The sequence below is a fragment of the Streptomyces dysideae genome (assembly GCF_001514305.1).
Lineage (GTDB): Bacteria > Actinomycetota > Actinomycetes > Streptomycetales > Streptomycetaceae > Streptomyces > Streptomyces dysideae.
On the sequence record NZ_KQ949109.1, the window covers coordinates 97,793 to 115,009 of the forward strand.

20 protein-coding genes and 4 pseudogenes are annotated in these 17,217 nt (G+C 71.7%); 14 read left to right on the forward strand and 10 right to left on the reverse strand.

Translation table 11 applies throughout. The features are described 5' to 3' along the window. Positions 1-35 precede the first annotated feature (35 nt). Complete coding sequence (locus AQJ91_RS38390; protein ID WP_067031410.1) at positions 36-713, reverse strand: CBS domain-containing protein; 678 nt, start codon at positions 711-713, stop codon at positions 36-38. Between the two features lie 301 nt (positions 714-1,014). Between AQJ91_RS38390 and AQJ91_RS38395 the strand changes: the two genes are divergently transcribed. From AQJ91_RS38395 to AQJ91_RS38400, 4 genes and pseudogenes are all read left to right on the forward strand, one after another. Beyond that, positions 1,015-1,890 carry a universal stress protein gene (locus AQJ91_RS38395; protein WP_067031473.1) on the forward strand — a complete coding sequence of 292 codons (876 nt, stop codon included), beginning with the start codon at positions 1,015-1,017 and terminating at the stop codon, positions 1,888-1,890. Positions 1,891-1,950: 60 nt separating this feature from the next. Further along, positions 1,951-2,223: a hypothetical protein gene (locus AQJ91_RS58560; protein WP_159054747.1), complete on the forward strand. Its 273-nt coding sequence runs from the start codon at positions 1,951-1,953 to the stop codon at positions 2,221-2,223. After that, positions 2,105-2,463 (forward strand): annotated as a pseudogene (locus tag AQJ91_RS50895) (glycoside hydrolase family 65 protein); the annotation flags it as partial. The gene AQJ91_RS58560 and the pseudogene AQJ91_RS50895, both read left to right, overlap by 119 nt. After that, positions 2,460-2,792 (forward strand): cation transporting ATPase C-terminal domain-containing protein, encoded by a 333-nt coding sequence (locus AQJ91_RS38400; protein WP_067031413.1) that lies wholly within the window; start codon positions 2,460-2,462, stop codon positions 2,790-2,792. The pseudogene AQJ91_RS50895 and the gene AQJ91_RS38400, both read left to right, overlap by 4 nt. Before the next feature lie 15 nt (positions 2,793-2,807). Here the strand turns inward: AQJ91_RS38400 and AQJ91_RS38405 are convergent, their stop codons facing one another. Beyond that, a complete protein-coding gene (locus AQJ91_RS38405; protein ID WP_067031415.1) occupies positions 2,808-3,686 on the reverse strand; it encodes a CBS domain-containing protein in 879 nt (292 codons plus the stop codon). A gap of 241 nt (positions 3,687-3,927) precedes the next feature. Between AQJ91_RS38405 and AQJ91_RS38410 the strand changes: the two genes are divergently transcribed. From AQJ91_RS38410 to AQJ91_RS38450, 9 genes are read left to right on the forward strand one after another with little or no spacing between them, the layout of a single operon-like run. Further along, positions 3,928-4,347, forward strand: coding sequence for a hypothetical protein (locus AQJ91_RS38410; protein ID WP_067031418.1), 420 nt, complete (start codon positions 3,928-3,930; stop codon positions 4,345-4,347). Between the two features lie 11 nt (positions 4,348-4,358). Further along, positions 4,359-5,276 carry a V-type ATPase subunit gene (locus AQJ91_RS38415; protein ID WP_324618048.1) on the forward strand — a complete coding sequence of 306 codons (918 nt, stop codon included), beginning with the start codon at positions 4,359-4,361 and terminating at the stop codon, positions 5,274-5,276. Beyond that, positions 5,263-6,660, forward strand: a complete 1,398-nt coding sequence (locus AQJ91_RS38420; RefSeq protein ID WP_079085537.1) for a V-type ATPase 116kDa subunit family protein — start codon at positions 5,263-5,265, stop codon at positions 6,658-6,660. Before AQJ91_RS38415 ends, AQJ91_RS38420 begins: the two co-directional genes overlap by 14 nt. Then, positions 6,657-7,082, forward strand: a complete 426-nt coding sequence (locus tag AQJ91_RS38425) for an ATP synthase subunit C (protein ID WP_067031420.1) — start codon at positions 6,657-6,659, stop codon at positions 7,080-7,082. The genes AQJ91_RS38420 and AQJ91_RS38425 overlap by 4 nt, the downstream gene beginning before the upstream one ends. Position 7,083: 1 nt before the next feature. Then, on the forward strand, positions 7,084-7,305 hold the full coding sequence (locus AQJ91_RS38430) for a V-type ATP synthase subunit F (protein WP_067031422.1): 222 nt from the start codon (positions 7,084-7,086) through the stop codon (positions 7,303-7,305). Beyond that, positions 7,302-7,829 (forward strand): hypothetical protein, encoded by a 528-nt coding sequence (locus tag AQJ91_RS38435; protein ID WP_067031425.1) that lies wholly within the window; start codon positions 7,302-7,304, stop codon positions 7,827-7,829. Before AQJ91_RS38430 ends, AQJ91_RS38435 begins: the two co-directional genes overlap by 4 nt. Next, positions 7,817-9,553: a V-type ATP synthase subunit A gene (locus tag AQJ91_RS38440; protein ID WP_199848134.1), complete on the forward strand. Its 1,737-nt coding sequence runs from the start codon at positions 7,817-7,819 to the stop codon at positions 9,551-9,553. Before AQJ91_RS38435 ends, AQJ91_RS38440 begins: the two co-directional genes overlap by 13 nt. 1 nt (position 9,554) lies before the next feature. Beyond that, positions 9,555-11,057, forward strand: coding sequence for a V-type ATP synthase subunit B (locus AQJ91_RS38445; protein WP_267891282.1), 1,503 nt, complete (start codon positions 9,555-9,557; stop codon positions 11,055-11,057). Next, complete coding sequence (locus AQJ91_RS38450; RefSeq protein ID WP_079085539.1) at positions 11,054-11,695, forward strand: V-type ATP synthase subunit D; 642 nt, start codon at positions 11,054-11,056, stop codon at positions 11,693-11,695. The genes AQJ91_RS38445 and AQJ91_RS38450 overlap by 4 nt, the downstream gene beginning before the upstream one ends. A 133-nt stretch (positions 11,696-11,828) precedes the next feature. Here the strand turns inward: AQJ91_RS38450 and AQJ91_RS57925 are convergent. From AQJ91_RS57925 to AQJ91_RS38480, 7 genes and pseudogenes are all read right to left on the reverse strand, one after another. Then, a pseudogene (locus AQJ91_RS57925) lies at positions 11,829-12,026 on the reverse strand (hypothetical protein); the annotation flags it as partial. Positions 12,027-12,056: 30 nt separating this feature from the next. After that, on the reverse strand, positions 12,057-13,082 hold the full coding sequence (locus AQJ91_RS38455; RefSeq protein WP_067031428.1) for a 6-phosphofructokinase: 1,026 nt from the start codon (positions 13,080-13,082) through the stop codon (positions 12,057-12,059). A gap of 259 nt (positions 13,083-13,341) precedes the next feature. Then, positions 13,342-13,712: pseudogene (gene trxA, locus AQJ91_RS38460) on the reverse strand (thioredoxin). A gap of 198 nt (positions 13,713-13,910) precedes the next feature. After that, entirely contained in the window at positions 13,911-14,321 is a 411-nt protein-coding gene (locus tag AQJ91_RS38465) for a nitroreductase/quinone reductase family protein (RefSeq protein ID WP_067031431.1), read from the reverse strand. Next, complete coding sequence (locus AQJ91_RS38470; RefSeq protein WP_067031433.1) at positions 14,318-14,896, reverse strand: dihydrofolate reductase family protein; 579 nt, start codon at positions 14,894-14,896, stop codon at positions 14,318-14,320. The genes AQJ91_RS38465 and AQJ91_RS38470 overlap by 4 nt, the downstream gene beginning before the upstream one ends. A gap of 82 nt (positions 14,897-14,978) precedes the next feature. Further along, on the reverse strand, positions 14,979-16,226 hold the full coding sequence (locus AQJ91_RS38475; protein WP_067031435.1) for an RNA polymerase sigma factor: 1,248 nt from the start codon (positions 16,224-16,226) through the stop codon (positions 14,979-14,981). Next, entirely contained in the window at positions 16,223-16,555 is a 333-nt protein-coding gene (locus AQJ91_RS38480; protein WP_107122647.1) for a YciI family protein, read from the reverse strand. The genes AQJ91_RS38475 and AQJ91_RS38480 overlap by 4 nt, the downstream gene beginning before the upstream one ends. Before the next feature lie 211 nt (positions 16,556-16,766). Here AQJ91_RS38480 and AQJ91_RS38485 point away from each other — a divergent pair, with 211 nt between their 5' ends. Next, on the forward strand, positions 16,767-16,946 hold the full coding sequence (locus tag AQJ91_RS38485) for a hypothetical protein (protein WP_067031441.1): 180 nt from the start codon (positions 16,767-16,769) through the stop codon (positions 16,944-16,946). Between the two features lie 7 nt (positions 16,947-16,953). On the opposite strand, the pseudogene AQJ91_RS56595 reads toward AQJ91_RS38485, so the two are convergent. After that, a pseudogene (locus tag AQJ91_RS56595) lies at positions 16,954-17,136 on the reverse strand (TetR/AcrR family transcriptional regulator); the annotation flags it as partial. Between the last annotated feature and the right edge of the window lie 81 nt (positions 17,137-17,217).

The following is a 17,217-nucleotide window of genomic DNA, read 5'->3' on the forward strand; positions in this document are numbered from 1 at the left end:
TCCTCACCTTCCGTGTGCGTGCCGGGTTCGACCCTCTACTGCTCGCCCCCACGGGCGGCCGGAGTCGTGGACCCGCCGGTGAGCTGGGGCTCGACGTCCACGACGCCCTCAATGGCGCGTACGAGGCGCACGGCGACGGAGATGAGCGAGGTGTCGCGGATGTGTCCACGGAGGGTGACGACGCCTTCGTGGACGTTCACGTGGATGGCGTGGCTGAAGGCCGGGAAGAGGTAGGACACCACTGTGCGTCGGACCTCCTCCTCGATGTCCTCGTCCGAGCGCAGGAAGACCTTCAGCAGATCGGCGCGGCTGACGATGCCCTGGAGCATGTCCAGGTCGTCGACCACGGGCAGTCGCTTGACGTGCCTGACGGCCATGATCCTTGCCGCCTGGGCCAAGGTGGCGTCGGGGTGGACCGTGATCGCGGGGGTGCTCATGAGCTCACCAGCCGTCACGGCTCCCGCCTTGGCGAGATCGGACAGGCGCCGACGTTGCTCGAAGAGGCTCGGGTCGCTGTCGCGGAACTCCTCCTTGGGCAACAGGTCGGCCTCGGAGACGACGCCGATGACGCGCCCTTCTCCCTCCAGCACCGGCAGGGCGCTGACGTTCCACTGCTCCATGGTCTGCACGATCTCCTTGAAGGGCGCGTCGCGTCCGACGGCCACGACCGTATGCGTCATCACATCGCTCACGATGTGCGGGGTCTCGGGCACTCGGGCCTCCTCGTCTCGCCTCGTCAGGGCACTTCGCCCGCGCCGGCTCAGGCCTTCCCTTCGCATGACCTCGAAGTGAGTGGAGGCGGGGCGCGTATCCGGTCACGGATGTCTCACCGAGTGGCACCCAGTGCTGTGTTCCCGGCCGTATGACTCCACGATCGTCGCAAATCGGCCCGGTGCAACCCGGGCCGAGATCTCCCTCCGGGAGTCCGTCCACGTGTCGCGACGGATCCGGGGCGGTGCGACGGTATTCACAGGGCGTTCACGCGGTGGCCGGGCAGGAAAGGCGGTGGGGACCATGGAGCTCCCGCTGGTCGTGGGTGTCGACGGATCGGACTCCAGCCTGCAGGCCGTGGACTGGGCGGTGGACGAGGCGGCGCGCCTCGGGCTGCCCTTGCGGCTCGTCTACGCCTCCCTGTGGGAGCGGTACGAGGGAAGCCGCCCGTCCTTCAGCACCGACGGTCCGGCCGAAGAGGTCATGGCCGAGCACATCGTCGCGTCCTGCGCGGACCGCGCCCGGCTGCGCAACCCAGACGTGAAGGTGTCGAGCGACGTGCTGCCCGACGACGCCGTGTCCGTGCTGCTGCACGCGGCACATGAATCCTCTGCCCTGATCACAGGCTCCCGCGGCCGCGGCGAGGTCGCAGGGTTGCTGCTGGGGACGGTCAGCCTCACGGTGGCCGCCCGTGCGGTGTGCCCGGTCATCGTGGTCCGCGGTGGGGAGCGGAACCGGCAGGGCTCCTTCGGTCGGGTGGTGCTCGGCGTCGGCGACTCCACCGAGGGCTCTGCTGCCCTGCGGCTCGCCTTCCGCGAGGCTGAGGCACGCGGCTGCACCCTGCATGCCGTACGGGCCTGGCGCCGCCGCGCGCATGAGCACGTGGACAGCCCCCTGATGGTGGACGATTCCGCCGTTGCTCACGAGGAACGGGCCTCCGCCCTCCTCACCGACGCGTTGCGTGACGGCGTGCGCAATCACCCAGAGGTGGATGTACTGCGCCAAGCGTTTGAAGGCCCCGCCCACAAGGTCCTCCTGGACGTGTCGGCCGGCGCCGACCTGGTGGTCGTGGGTGCGGTGAGGCGGCACGGTCACTTCGGTCTGCAGCTCGGCAGGGTCACCCATGCCCTGCTGCATCACGCCGAGTGCCCGGTGGCCGTCGTCCCGCAGCGGGTCTGAACTCCGGCGCGCGTCGCACGCTCCTGCACATCTCATGAGGGGAGAAGGCGAGGGCGACAGATGTCGGAGTGGACCTGGGAGTACGAGAGGTACGACCCCGCTGTCGAGCGGTTGCGCGAATCGTTGTGCACGCTCGGCAACGGCTACTTCGCCACCCGCGGCGCGGTGCCCGAGAGCAGGGCGGGCCTGGTGCACTACCCGGCCACCTACGCGGCTCAGCGGCCTCGTCCACGCCTGTGTCCTTGCGCGGGTCAGTCAGGCCGAGGCGTGGACGTACTGCCAGGAAGCCCTGGAACAGGACGTCGCCGACCTCCAGGGCGGCACGACCGGTGAAGGCATCCACCTCGGCGCCATGGCCGGGACCCTGGATCTGGTGCAGCGCGGCCTGACCGGTCTGGAGACCCGTGAGGACGCCCTCCGGCTGGACCCCGTGCCGCTTCCGGCGGTGTCGGAGTACGTGGGGATCGGTGTGCCCGACTCGGAGGAGTCCCCGATCCGTGTGTGGTCCTGCCCGACCGGGCCGTCACCGTCGCACCGGGAGAGACCTGGACGCTCCTGCTGCCGGGGGTGTGAGCATCCTGGTTCTCGGGGCGACCCAGCTCGGTGTGGCGCTTGGTTCCCGGGCCCGACCGGGGAGTCTGGCCAACCCGTTCCTGCTGGTCGCCGTGGGTGCGGCCCTGGCCCTCCAGGCAGCCGGTGTCCACCTGCCTGCCCTGCGGGACCTGCTGGGCACGGAACCGCTTTCGCCCGCCGACCTGGCGATCGCTTGCGGGCTGTCCGGCCTCGGCCACGTGGTCATGCGTGTGCAGGCACGGCTGTGGCCGCAGCGACCACCGCGAGCCGCCTGGACCGGACCGGATGGTCCGGCCGGCCGGCGTTCTCGCTTCGGCCGGCCCGGGTAGCTCCGCTGAGCGCCGTCATCCCGCGTCGAGGCGGTCGACCACGTCTACAACGTCCTCGATCTCCCGGATCCTCTCGAGCAGCTTCGGGACGAGTGCCGGGTCCAGCCTCCCCACCACGGTCACCACGCCGTTGTCCACCGTCAGCTCGATGGAGCCGGGGTCGAGGAGGAATTCGCGCCGGAGGATCCGGGACTCGATTTCCTCGCGGATCTCGGCGTCGTTGCGGATGAGCGACCGGAGCAGGTCGATGCGGCTGACCGCACCCACCAACCGACCGTGGTGGTCCGTGACGGGAAGCCGCTTGAGGCGGGCGCGAGCGGCAGTCCAGGCGGCGTCGGCCACCAGGTCCCCCGGGTGGACGGTGACCGCCGGGTAGGTCATGAGGGCGGCCGCGGTCTCGCCCCGGCTCTTCTCGTAGAGGCGGTGTTCCCGGAGCCTGCCGATGGGACCGGACCGGTGCGAGACGGCCATGACGGCGGCTTTGGCGAGGAGGTCGGACTCGGACACCACCCCGACCACATGGTCCTCGGCATCGACGACGGGAACGGCACTCAGGTGCTCGCGGGAGAGCGTGTGGGCGACGTCCAGGAACGGCATGTCGCCGGGGACCGAGACGGCCGGCACGCGCATGACGTCGCGTACGTGTGGTGCTCCCGGCGCCTGTTCACCGGCCTGGTGCTCGGCGCTGGACGGCGGCGTGTCCGCCGGACCGGCTGCCGGTTCGCCTGCCTCTGTCCTTGCCTCTGTCCTTGCCTCTGCGGCAGCGGCGGAGGCAAGGACGCCGAGATAGCGCCGCAGCATGTCCTGACGGTGCTCTTCCTCCGGTGTCCAGGGGCGGCGCGGCATGGCGTGACGGGCTTCCTGCCCAGTGGCTTGGTGTTCGAAGTCGCTCACGGCAACCTCCGGAAGAGCACGGCCGGTCACCTACCCGGCCAGTGTCCCACCGATTCCAGGTGCACGCCCCTGCACAGCCTGGGCCTGCGTGCGAAGCGGACCATATCCGGCGCGACACCGTCCGTTCCGGAGCGGAGACTTGAACCAAGGGCTGACATGAGGGGAGCCCATGGCGGGATTCCGGGATTTCCTGATGCGCTTCCGCCCGGCGGGATCGCCAGGCCGGGCGGCGCCAGGGGGCGTGCCCGCAGATCGCTCCGCACAACTCTCCGCCGAACTGGAACCGCCGCTCGCACTGCTGGAGCAGGCCGAGGCCGAGGCACAGGCCGTCCGCGAACGGGCCGCCCGCCGCGCCGCGCAGCTGCGGACCGAGGCCGCGCGACAGGCTGAGGAGATCATCGAGCAGGCGCACGCCCGAGCCCACGACGTGAGAGTGGAGGCGGCCGACCGGGCACGCCGTGCCGCCGAGACCGAGGCGGCCGAACTCCTCACCGCCGCCGAGCGGGAGACGGCCGTCGTATGCCACCGGGCCGAGACGCGCATGCCCGCCCTGGTGGACCGCGTAGCAGCGCTCGTGACCGAGGAACTCGGCACATGGCACGCCGGCACGGCCCCGGCGCCCGGCCCGCGCGGGGAGCCCCGGGGAAGGGGCCCGGGGTGAGCGCCGGATGGGTGGCCGGTACCACCCGGGCCCGGGCCATGCGGTCGAGATGTCTCGGCATGACCGGGCTCCGGGAGGTGGCCTCGGCCCCGACGCTCGATGACGCCCTGCGATACCTCGGCGGCACGGCCTACCGGCGCGACCTCGATCCGGAGGCGTCGCTCGCCGAGGCCCAGCGAACGGTCGGAGCGACCCTGCTGTGGCACCTGCGCGTGCTCGCCGGCTGGCAGCCACGCGGTGGTGCCGCGATGGTCCGCGCGCTCGCCGCCGGGTTCGAGATCTCCAATGCCGAGGATCATCTCCGGGCGTTGTCCGGTGCGGCTCCCACCGTGACCTACCGGCCCTACCGGCTCGGCACGCTGGCGACCGTGTGGCCCCGGCTGTCCCGGACCGGATCGCCGTCCGAGCTCAGGGCCGAGCTGGCCGCGTCCGTGTGGGGCGACCCGGGCGCTGATTCCCCCGCCGCAGTGGCCACCGGGATGCGGGTCTCCGCCGCGGTGCGTACCGCGGCGGCCGTGCCGGAAGCCGCGCGCTGGGCGGCGGGGCGGCTCGCTCTGCTGTTCGCCCGCGAGGCGTTTCTCGTCGGCCGCCGACTGACAGAACCCTCCGCCCGGCGGGCCGCCCGGCTGCTCGGGCAGGACGCGGTGCGCGCGGGCTCGTACTCCGATTTCCGGCAGCATCTGCCCGCCACGGCGCGTTGGGCGCTGGAAGGGCTCGACGACGCGGCGGAATTGTGGCGGGCGGAGGCCCGTTGGTGGGACCGGCTCGATCGGGACGGCTCCGAGCTGCTGCGCACATCCCTCCGCGGCGCAGGGCCGGTGGTGGGCGCCGTCGCGGTGCTCTCCACGGACTCCTGGAGGGTGCGCGGGGCGCTGGAGCTGGCCGTGCGGGGAGGCGGATCGCCGGAGACGTTCGATGCTCCGGCCTGAGGTGATGGTCCCCGTCCGCATGCGGCGGGTGGCGATTCTCGCCCCGCGCCCGGCCCTGAGGGAAACGCTGGTCCGGGTCGCCGAGTCGGGCTGCATGGAGATCGACCCTGTCGACGGCGGCGTGCGGGGCCCGGCAGCCAGCAGGCTGCAGCGTCTGCGCGCCGAGCCCGCGGAAGCGGTCCTCAGCGCCGGTCCGCCCGATCTCGACGCACTGGAGCGCGCGGGCCGAGCAGATCTGCTTGCGGGCGAGGCCCAGCTCGAGGAGCGGCTCTCCGGTGTCGTCCGGCACGGCGGGGTCGGGGCGCTCGCCGGGTGGTGCCCTGCCGCCGAGGTCCCCGCGACCGCCGAGCGCCTCGCCGGTGCGGGGGCAGCACTGGTGCCGCTGAAGGGACCCCGTGGTGTCGACCCGCCGACCCTGCTGCGCAGCACCGGCGCGGTGCGGAGATCGTTCACGCCGCTGGTCCGCACATACGGGACGGTGCCCTACGCCGACCTCGATCCCACCCTGCCCGCGGGCATCGTCTACGTGGTGATGTTCGGCGTGATGTTCGGCGACGCCGGGCACGGTGCGCTGCTGCTCCTGGCGGGGCTCCTGCTGCGCGCCGGCCGGCCCCGTCGGGCGGCGCCCCTGCACGGGCTGTGGCCGTTCGTGGCCGGGGCAGGGCTGACCAGCACGCTGGCCGGACTCGCCTACGGCGAGTTCTTCGGCCCGACCGGTGTCCTGCCGGTGCTCTGGCTGAACCCGCTGAACGAGCCCATACGGCTGCTGGCCGCCGCCGTCGCTCTCGGCGCCGCGCTCCTGGCGCTGGCGTACGGGGCGGGGATCGTGAACCGCTGGCGGGAGGGAGGACCGTCGAATGCCCTGTACGCGGCCTCCGGCATCGCCGGAGGGGCGCTCTACCTCGGGCTCGTCGTGAGCGTCGGCGCGGGGCTTCTGGGCCACGCCGGCTACGCGTTCACCGGGGCGGCCGTCGCGGCCACGGGGCTCGTCCTGGCCGGAACCGGAATGTACCTGGCCACCGCGGGCGGTCCGGGTGGCGCCGCCCAGACCGGCATTCAGCTCTTCGACGTGGTGGTACGCATCGGGTCGAACCTCGTGTCCTTCGCGCGCCTGGCGGCCTTCGGACTCACGCATGCCGCACTCGGCGAGGTCGTGTGGCGCGGCACGACCGCGCTGGCCGGGGCGGGAGTCGCCGCGCTGCTCGGGGCGGTGGTGGTCTTCGCCCTCGGCAATGCCCTGGCCTTCGCACTCGAGGCGTTGGTCGCCGGAGTGCAGGCGTTGCGGCTGGAGTTCTACGAGCTGTTCTCCCGGGTCTTCGAGGCACAGGGCCGACCCTTCCGCCCCTGGCAGGTGCCCGTACAACGCACGGAGGTGCCGTCGTGATCACCTGGCTCATCGCCCTTCCCGTCATCGTGGTGGTCTGTCTCGTCACCCGGCTGCTGCTGCGCCGGTCCGGGCGGGCGGCCCTGCGGCTGGTGATCGCCGCCGACGCCCTCCTGTTCGTCGGCGCGCTCGCGCTGCTCGCGGTGGCGCTCAGCAGCGGTGACGCACGGGCCGCAGCCACCGCCGCGGAGGTCGCGCAGGACTCCGGATCCGGTTCCGCCGCGCTGATCGGCGCCGCGATCTCGGTGGCCGGAGCGTCGATCGGGGCGTCGATCGCCGTCGCCTACACCGGCGCCGCGGCTCTGGCTGCTCTCAGCGAGCGGCCCGAGCTCTTCGGCCGGGCCATGGTCATCGTCGGTCTCGCCGAGGGCATCGCGATCTACGGCCTGGTCGTTGCGATCATCCTCATCGGAAAGGCATGACATGGGACGCGTGGCCGCCATCGGAGAACAGGTGCGGGTGGCCGGGTTCGCGCTGGCGGGAGTCGTCGTTCTTGCAGCAGAGGGACCGGACGCGGTGCGGGAGGCGTGGCGGAACCTGCCGGACGACGTGGAGCTGGTGATCCTCACCCCGGCGGCGGCCGACGCGCTCGGCCCTGCGTCGTCGGAGGCCGCCACGCCGCTGTCCGCGGTGATGCCGTCATGAGGACGCCTGCCCCGGATGAGGTCGAGGCCGCACTCGAACCGGTGCGTACCGAGTTGCTGAGGGCTGCCCATGCCGAGACAGTCGCACTCCTGACCCGGGCCGATCGCGAAGCGGCGGAGCTGCTCGACGGCGCCCGCGCCGAGGCCCGGACGATCCTCGAGGAAGCCCGCCGTGAGGGCGAGGCGCAGGGAGCGGCCGCGGCCCGGGACGTACGCGCCCGGGCCCGCCGAGCGGCGCGGGCTCATGAGCTGACCGCCCGGCGGGAGGCGTACGAGGAGCTGCGCCGCCGTGTCACCGAACGCGTCCGGGAACTGCGGAACGCGCCGCACTACGCGTCCGTACTGGGGCGGCTGACCGGGCACACGCGCCGGCTTCTCGGACCGGATGCCGAGGTCATCGTGCACCCCGAGGGCGGCTTGGTCGCCCGCGTTCCGGGGCGGCGGGTCGACTGCACGCTGGATGCCCTGGCCGCGCGTGCACTGGACCGGGCCGGCGCGGAGGCGGAGACGCTGTGGGCGCCGTGAAAGCGGAGGTCTCCACGCGTGTCCTGCGGGTCGCCGGACCGCTGGTCGAGGTGGAGTACACCGAGGGGGCCGCGATGCACGACCTGGTGTTCCTCGGCGAGGCCGGGCTGCCCGGCGAGGTGGTGGCGATCAGCGGTGGCATCGTCACGGTCCAGGTGTACGAGTACACGGGCGGGCTCGCGCCCGGAAACCCCGCGCGCCCCGGGGGAGGACCGCTCTCCGCGCGCCTCGGCCCAGGGCTGCTGGGGGGAATCTTCGACGGTCTGCTCCGGCCGCTGTCCGGCGCCGGGGACTGGCTCGTCCCCGGCGCGGCCCGGGGCGTCGGACAGGACCGCAGCTGGTCGTTCGCCCCTCGGGTGAGGGAGGGGGCACGGGTCTCGGAGGGCGAGGAGCTCGGCGAGGTGGTGGGGGCCGGGCCGGTACGGGTGCGTGTGCTCGTACCGCCGGGAGCCGGTGGTGTGGTGGAGCGTATCGCGGGCGAGGGCGGCTATCCGCAGGATGCCGTCGTGGCCGTGGTGGACGGCACCGAAGTACGGATCGGCACCACCTGGCCCGTACGCCGACCGCGTCCGGTGCGCGAGCGCGGTGGCGAGCCGGCGGTGCTGAGCACCGGGCAGCGCGTGATCGACCTGCTCTTCCCCGTCGCCCACGGGGGGACGGTCGCAGTTCCGGGTGGCTTCGGCACCGGAAAGACCGTGCTGCTCCAGCAGATCGCCAAGTGGTGCGACGCCGACGTGATCGTCTACGTCGGCTGCGGCGAGCGGGGCAACGAGATGGCAGATGTCATCGCCGAGCTCCCCGAACTCGACGACCCGCGGACCGGCGGACGGCTCGCCGACCGGACCGTGACCGTAGCCAACACCTCCAACATGCCGATGATGGCCCGAGAGGCGAGCATCCACACCGGTGCCACGGTCGCCGAGTACTTCCGGGACATGGGACTCGACGTCGTGGTCATCGCCGACTCGACCTCGCGGTGGGCCGAGGCGCTGCGCGAGTTCGCCTCCCGGACCGGCGAACTGCCCGCGGAGGAGGGCTATCCGGCCGGTCTCGCCTCGGCGATCGCCGCGTTCTACGAGCGGGCGGGAGCCGTGACCACGCTCGGAGGCGAGCGTGGCTCGGTCACCGTGATCGGCGCGGTCTCCCCGCCGGGCGGCGATATGACCGAGCCGGTCACCGCGCACACCGAACGGTTCGTCCGCTGCCTGTGGTCGCTGGACCGTGACCTCGCCTATGCCCGGCACTATCCGGCCCTGTCCTGGTCGGGGTCGTTCTCCCGCGACGTGGCGGCGCTCGGCGCCCGGCAGGCGGCGGTAGGAGACCCGGCCTGGCCCGCGCGACGTGCGCGTGTCGCCGCACTGCTGGCCGAGGCGGACCGGCTGGCCGACCTCGTTGACCTGATCGGCATCACCGCGTTGCCCGACCAGGAGCGCGTCAGCGTCCTCGCCGGGCGGCTCGTTCGCGAAGGGGTGCTCCAGCAGAGTGCCCTGTCGGCCCGGGACGCGTACTGCGCTGCCGACAAGACCGCCGCCCTGGTCGACGCCGTGCTCACGGTCGTCGACCGCTGCCGGGAACTGGTCGACTCGGGTGTACCGGCGGCCGTCGTCGAGGACGTGGACTTCGAGCCGGTACTCCGGGCCCGCGAGGAGGTCGGCCCGCATGACTCCGAGGGGGTGGCGGTACGACGGGACGCCATGCTCGCCCGGCTTCGGGAGGTGCGGTGAGGTGAGCGATGACTGCCGCTCGGCTTCGAGCATCTGGGGCGATGTCGAGTACACGGCAATCCGTGAGCTGCGGGGCCCGCTCGCCGTCGTGGAAGGGGTCACGGGCGTCGGCTGGGACGAGTTCGTCCGGATCACCCTGGAGTCCGGCGAGCAGCGGCACGGTCTCGTCCTGGAGGTGGACCGCGGCCTCGCCGTGGTGCAGGTCCTGGAAGACACCACCGGAATGGACCCGAGAGGCATCCGGGTGGCCTTCACCGGAGGGCCGCTGCGCATCCCCGTGGGCCCCGGCTGGCTGGGCCGGGTCTGCAACGGACGCGGCGACCCCATCGACGGAGGGCCACCGGTCTTCGGGCACACCAGCGTCGCGGTCGGCGGCAGCCCGATCAACCCCCTCAGGCGGGAACCACCGTCCGAGCCGGTCCTCACCGGTGTGGGCGCAGTCGACGCACTGACCACGCTTGTCCGGGGGCAGAAGCTGCCGGTGTTCTCCACGGCAGGACTGCCCCATCTTGAGCTGGCGGCACAGATCGCGGCCCAGTCCACCGCCGGCGGGGAGTCGTTCAGCGTTGTCTTCGCCGGCATGGGCCTCACCCACCCGGACGCCTCTTTCGTACGGGACGCCCTGGAGGAACGCTCCGCCGCGGGCGAACTGGTGCTGCTGCTCAACACCGCCGACGACCCGGTGATCGAACGCATCCTCACCCCGCGCCTCGCACTGACGATCGCCGAGGAGCTCGCCTTCACCAGCGGACGGCACGTACTCGTCGTGATGAGCGACATGACCAGCTATGCCGAAGCGCTGCGCGAGGTCTCGGCCGCTCGCGGCGAAATACCGGCCCGCCGCGCCTACCCCGGCTATCTCTACAGCGACCTGGCCTCCCTCTACGAGCGCTGCGGCAGACTCCGCGGACGGCCCGGCTCGGTCACCGTCCTGCCCGTCCTCACCATGCCCGCCGGCGACATCACCCACCCGGTGCCCGACCTGACCGGCTACATCACCGAAGGCCAGATCGTGCTCTCCCGCGAGACGCACGCCCTGGGCGTGTACCCGCCCGTGGACGCCCTCTCGTCGCTGTCCCGCCTGATGCGCAAGGGCGCGGGCCCGGGGCGCACCCGGGCCGACCACCTGGACATCGCGGCACAGCTGCTCGCCGCACTCGCTCGGGCACGTCAGGTCCGTGAACTCGCGGACCTGGTCGGCGAGGCGGCGCTGAGCCCGACCGACCGCCGTCATCTCGTCTTCGAGGAGGCGTTCCTGCGTCGGTTCGTGGACCAGCGGAGAGATCAGTCACGGCCCTTGGACCAGACGCTGGAGACTGCTTGGCAGGTGCTGCTGACCCTGCCCCGGAGCCAGCTCTCCATGCTGCCCGCCGCTCTGCTCGACGCGCATGGCGCCAGGGAGGACCCAGGGGCCGAGGAGGAAGACTCAGGGGAGAACAGCGAAAGGTCCATGGAGTACGGCGAGCGGTCCATGGAGTACGACGAGAGGGGGGCGGTCGAGTGACGACCCCGTCCCCTGTCCCGCCCTCACGCGCCGGCCGCCTGCACCTGCGGCACCGTCTGGCTGTCGCCCTTCGGGGCGCCGACCTCCTGGAACAGAAACTGCGCGTCCTGTTCGCCCGTCACGAGCGCCTGCGCCAGGCCGAGGAGAGCAGCGACAGCCGGTGGCACGACCGAGTCGAGGAAGCCGACACCTGGCTGCTCCGAGCGGTTCTCCTCGGCGGCGAACACGCACTCGATGGCACAGCGGCCGGAGCCGGCCCCGCGACGATCACGATCGACGAGACCTCCACCATGGGCGTCCGCCACCCGTCCGCGGTCACCTGCTCCCTGCAGGACCGCGCTCCCACCTCGGCCGCACCGGCCAACACCGCCCTGGTTCATGCCGAAGCCGCCTACCGCGAGGCGGTACGAGCAGCCGCCGAGTACGCCGTCGCCCGGGCGGCCGCCCGGATCGTCGGAGCGGAGGTGCTGAGCACCCGCCGACGGGTCCGCGCACTGCGACGCCACTGGATCCCCCGCCTTGAGACAGCGCTCGCCCGCGTCGAACTCGCCCTGGAGCAGAGCGAGCACGAGGACGCCGTGCGGCGCCGCTGGGCAGCGCAAACCCTCGCGGAAGGCGGGAGAGGGGCCGATGAGTGAGCGCCGCTCTCCCCGAATGCGGATCGATGACGGACAGACCGCACTGGCCGTAAGGGCAGCAGCCGGGGCGAGGCCGGCTCCAAGGGGCGTCCCGGCGACGCGGACGGCGAGGCGCGAAGGAGAAGACCATGACCACGGCAGTCATCTCGGCCTGGGTGAGTGTCCCCGTCTTGTCCGTGCACACGACGGTGGCGGACCCCAGCGCCTCCACGGAGAGCAGCTGTCTGACCAGGGCGTGCCGACGGGCCATCCGCCGTACGCCGATCGCCAGGGACACCGACAGCGTCGCGGGCAGGCCCTCGGGGACGAGCGCGACCATGACTCCGAGAGCGAGCAGCGATCCGGTGAGCGCCGGGGCCGGTCAGCCGAAGAACACCTCGAACTCGTCGTACAGCGACGGATCGACCACCTTGGTCTGCGCTGTGGCCTCGGGGAGGGGGAGGCGGACGATCCGGGTGCCCTGCAGGGCGACCATGACGCCGAAGTCACCGTCCTTGACCGCGTCGATGGCGTGCAGGCCGAAGCGGGTGGCCAGCCATCGGTCGAAGGCGCTCGGGGTGCCGCCGCGCTGGATGTGGCCCAGGACGGTGGTGCGGGCGTCCTTGCCGGTGCGTTCCGAGATCTCCTGGGCCAGCCACTCACCGATGCCGGACAGCCGCACGTGGCCGAACTCGTCCAGCGATCGGTCCTTGAGGATCATCTGCCCCTCTTCGGGAACGGCCCCTTCGGCCACGACGACGATCGGCGCGTAGTTGATCTTGAATCGGCTCTTCACCCACGCACAGACCTGGTCGATGTCGAACGGCCGCTCCGGGATGAGGATCACGTTGGCGCCACCCGCGACGCCGGCGTGCAGGGCGATCCACCCGGAGTGCCGCCCCATCACCTCCACCACCAGGGTGCGCATGTGTGACTCGGCGGTGGTGTGCAGACGGTCGATGGCATCGGTCGCGATACCGACGGCGGTGTTGAAGCCGAAGGTGTAGTCGGTGCCGGAGACGTCGTTGTCGATGGTCTTCGGCACACCGACCAGGCGGATCCCATGGCGGCTCAGTTCGGTGGCCACGCCGAGCGTGTCCTCGCCGCCGATCACGACGAGCGCGTCCACGTCGTGCGTGGCAAGCGTGTCCTGCACGCGTCGCAGCCCGTCCTCGTGCTTGAACGGGTTGGTGCGGGAGGAACCGAGGATGGTCCCGCCGCGGGGGAGGATCCCCCGCACGCTGGAGATGTCCAGCGGCATGACAGCACCCTGGAGCAAACCGAGCCAGCCGTCCCGTACGCCGATGAAGTCGAAGGCGTATTCGTCGACGCCTTTGCGGACGACACTGCGGATCACGGCGTTGAGGCCAGGACAGTCACCGCCGCCGGTCAGTACTCCGACCTTCATGGTCTTCCTCCCGTCCGCTGGTCACCCCGTCCGGTCGCGGCCTTCCTCGGCGATCGAAAACCGCTGTCGGGGTACGCGGACCTACTTCCAGCCTCCCTCCGTTCGATCCGCAGTGGCCACTCGACGGACGCCGGATCCGGGCGGCTCGCTCGGCGCGGTGTCAGCCGTTGAGTTGCCTCAAGGCTGCCGTGCGCGGCCGCTGAACCGGTGGGTCGGCGCTCGCGGATTCTGTGGGCGCCCCGGAGGGGACGCTGGACGGTCAGCGCCGATCCGCCGCACCCGCTGCGGCCCGCCGGCGTACGTCGGTCAGGTCGACGGCCCGGATCTTGGTGATGAGTTCCTCCAGAGCCTGCGGCGGCAGAGCGCCCGGCTGCGAGTACAGGACGGTCCGGTCGCGGACGGCCATCAGGGTGGGGATGGAGGAGATCTGGAAGGCGCCGCGAGTTCGGGCTGTGCCTCGGTGTCGACCTTGCCGAAGACGATGTCCGGGTGGCGCTCGGCCGCCTTCTCGTAGACGGGGCCGAACGTGCGGCACGGTCCGCACCAGGCGGCCCAGAAGTCGATCAGCACGATCTCCGATCCGGTGACGGTCTCCTCGAAGTTCTCTTTGGTCAGTTCGATGGTCGGCATGGGGATCCGCTCTCCTCTCATATACCCGGTGGGGTATTTAACGGGTCCAACCGTCGCCGGGTCCGGTTTGTTCCAGGCGGACGGGGGTGTTCACGAGTGGGGTTGACGAGCCACGTCGGCCTCACGAAGATCGTTTCCCCATGCGATCGGGCCGTCCCCCGCCGAGCGGGGGACGACCCGATCAGCACCACAGTGTTCTCATGGCACCCGGTTCAGGATGAACACCGGAATCCGGCGCGCGGTCCTGGCTTGGTACGTGCCGGCCGTGGGCGCTTCCGCGACCAGCTCGGGCCACAGGTCGGCGCGGGCGGCGTCGTCGAGTTCGGCGGCCTCCGCGACGAAGGTCTCGGTGCCCATCTCGACGGTGACCCGGGGATGGGCCGTGAGGTTGTGGTACCAGGTCGGATGGGTGGGCGAGCCCCCGTTCGAGGCGATGACGGCGATGCCGCCGTCCGGCCGGGGTGAGCAGGCCAGCGGCGTGACCCGCTCGATCCCCGACCGGACCCCGATGTGGTGCAGGAGCAGCATCGGCGTGCCCGACAGCGAGCCGCCGACGCGTCCCGCGTTCGCCCGGAACTCCTCGATGACCCTGGCGTTGAGGTCGTTCACCTGGTCGAACCGTAGATGAGGCTCACCAGGCCGTCCGGCAACTGCTCGACTTTCAGGAGTTCCAGTCCGTGCCGCTGCTGCGTCCCCGAGAAGAGGGTCTTCCCCTTTCCGGCGATGAGCGGATAGACGATGAGGCGGAGTTCGTCCACCAGCCCTGCGTCGATCAGGCCGGCGGTGATCTGGGCGCCGCCCATCAGGTAGATGTCCTTGCCGGGCTGTTCCTTGAGCGCGGCGATCTCGTCGAGGCCGCGCAGGAACGAGGTGTTCGGCCACTGCGCCGACTCCATGGTGCTCGACAGCACATAGTGCGGGGTCCGCGCGGCGAAGCGTGCCCACTCCAGCTCACCCGGCGTGGGCGGCCGGCCGGTGATCCAGTGAACCCCCTCGGGCTCGTTCTGGATCGCGGTCCAGTACGACTCGTAGCCTTCGTACATCCCCGCGCCGAGCAGGCACGCGTCCACCTGGGCGGTCAGGTCGTAGTCGTCGGACCAGGCCGCCACCCAGTCCGCGTGGCCTTCCGGGCCTTCCGTCTTGCCGTCGACGGAGAGCTTCATCGCTGCGATGAGCTTGCGCATGTCACGCCTCCTGGCGTTCGTTGGTAGGTCGCCCCACCGACGAACGGGCGCCGGAGAAATCGACAGCCCACCGGAGAGACTTTCAGCGGGCCCCGAGCTCGGCCAGCCGGCGGGAGAGGAAACGCCGCTCGCTGTCGGTGGTCGCCAGGTCCAGCGCCTGGCGGTAGGCCGCCACGGCCTCGTCGGTACAGTCCAGGCGGCGGAGCAGATCGGCCCGGGTGGCCGGCAGCAGGTGATAGCCGGTCAGCGCCCCCGACGCCTGCAGCTCGTCGACGAGCTCGAGACCGGCCGCCGGGCCGCGGGTCATGGCGATGGCGATGGCCCGGTTGAGCCGTACCACCGGCGAGGGCAGCAGCTCGACCAGGCGCTCGTACAGCTCGGCGACCTGCTCCCAGTCGGTGTCGGCGGCGTCCGCGGCCGTGGCATGACAGGCGACGATGGCCGCCTGGAGCTGATACGGTCCCGGCCGCCCGCGTCGGAGCGCCGTCTTCAGCAGCTCGACCCCTTCCGCGATTTCGCCGGTGTCCCAGAGGGTACGGTCCTGCTCCTCCAGGGTGACCAGGTCGCCCGCGTCGTCGAGGCGGGCGGCGCGCCGGGCGTCGTGCAGCAGCATCAGGGCCAGAAGCCCGGCGACCTCGCCGTCATGCGGCAGGAGCCGGACGAGCAGCCGCGCCAGCCGTAGGGCCTCGGCGGTCAGTGCCTGCCGCACCAGATCGGCACCGCTGGTCGCCGCGTACCCCTCGTTGAACAGCAGGTAGAGCACACCGAGGACCCCGTTCGTACGTTCCTCGAGCAGGTGGGCCGGCGGGACCCGGTAGGGGATGCCCGCGTTGCGGATCTTGCGTTTGGCCCGGACCAGGCGTTGGGCCATCGTCGGTTCCGGCACCAGGAACGCCCGGGCGATCTCGGACGTGTTCAGACCCGCCAAGGTCCGGAGCGTCAGCGCGACCCTGGCCTCCAAAGCCAGCGCCGGATGACAGCACGTGAAGATCAGCCGCAGCCGGTCGTCGGAGACTCCGCTGACCTCGGCGTCCTCGGTGTCGGGTGCTGCGCCGCGCGAGGTCGCAGCCATCTCCCGCAGCTTCGCCGCGCCGACGGCGTCCCGGCGCAGCCGGTCGATGGCGCGGTTGCGCGCCGTGGTGGTGAGCCAGGCGCCCGGCCGGTCCGGGACGCCGTCGCGCGGCCACCGCTCCAGCGCCAGTGCGAAGGCGTCCTGCGCGCACTCCTCGGCGAGATCCCAGTCGCCGGTGAACCCGATCAGTGTCGCGACGATCTGCCCCCATTCCTGGTGGAACGCCGCGGTGAGCGCCGCGTCGACCGGTCCGGTCACCCTGCCCAGACCGGCCTGATCTCGATCACGCCGTGCGCGGCGAACGGGTGCCGGGCGGCGACCTCGATCGCCTGGTCGAGATCGGCGCACTCGATCAGCGCGAAGCCGCCGATCTGCTCCTTGGCCTCCACGTACGGCCCGTCGCTGATCAGCACTTCCCCGTCCCGGGCCCGTACGCTCGTGGCATCGCCGCTCGGCCGCAGGCGCTCGCCGCCCAGCAGCTCCACCCCGCTGCTCTGCATGTAGTCGATCCAGGCGACGTGGTCGGGGCGGCTCGTGATCTCCCGCGGACCCTGCGGATCGGACTCGTCGTCGCAGATCACCAGCATGTACTTCACCGGACCGGCCGCCTTCCTCCGTGCGTCACCCGGCGAGCTTCCCAAAGGTACTGATCCTGGGCAAGTGGTCGCCGGCTCGTCTCGCCTGGAGCCTGAGGCGTCAGGCGGCCACCCGGCCGGTTGTGCGGCGACGGCCCGCCTCTCGATCTGGGGCCGAGGGACCGTTCGTGGGCGAGGTGCCCCGTCGGCCCTCGTCGACGCGGTGCACGAGTCCTTCGCCCACAGCGTCGCCCAGACCAGCCTGATCGGCGGGATCATCATGGCCGCCGGGACGATGATCGTCCTCGCCGTGCTGCCCGGCCGCCGGAATGCCGCCAGGCACCGGCCGGAGGGGCCGGCGGCGGAAGCCCGGGATGTGGAGTACAGCGACTCCGTCCAGTAGTCCAGGCGGACTTCCGTTGGGCCGACCGCGCATCTTCTGGCGCCAGGCGAGCGGCGATCTCTTCCATGACGGCCCGCGCGCCGTCGGTGTAAGCCTGTTTGGTGTCGTCTCCGCAGCGGCCGATCTCGTCTAGCAGGGCGGCGGAGGGGCATCCGAGGCTGGGGTGGTCCCGGTGCTCGGCCGACAGATGCCTGTTGCAGTTCGTCGACTCCGAGGCGTCTCCAGTCGCACAGCCCCTGTCCCCATATTCCATATTCCGGGTCAAGGCCCG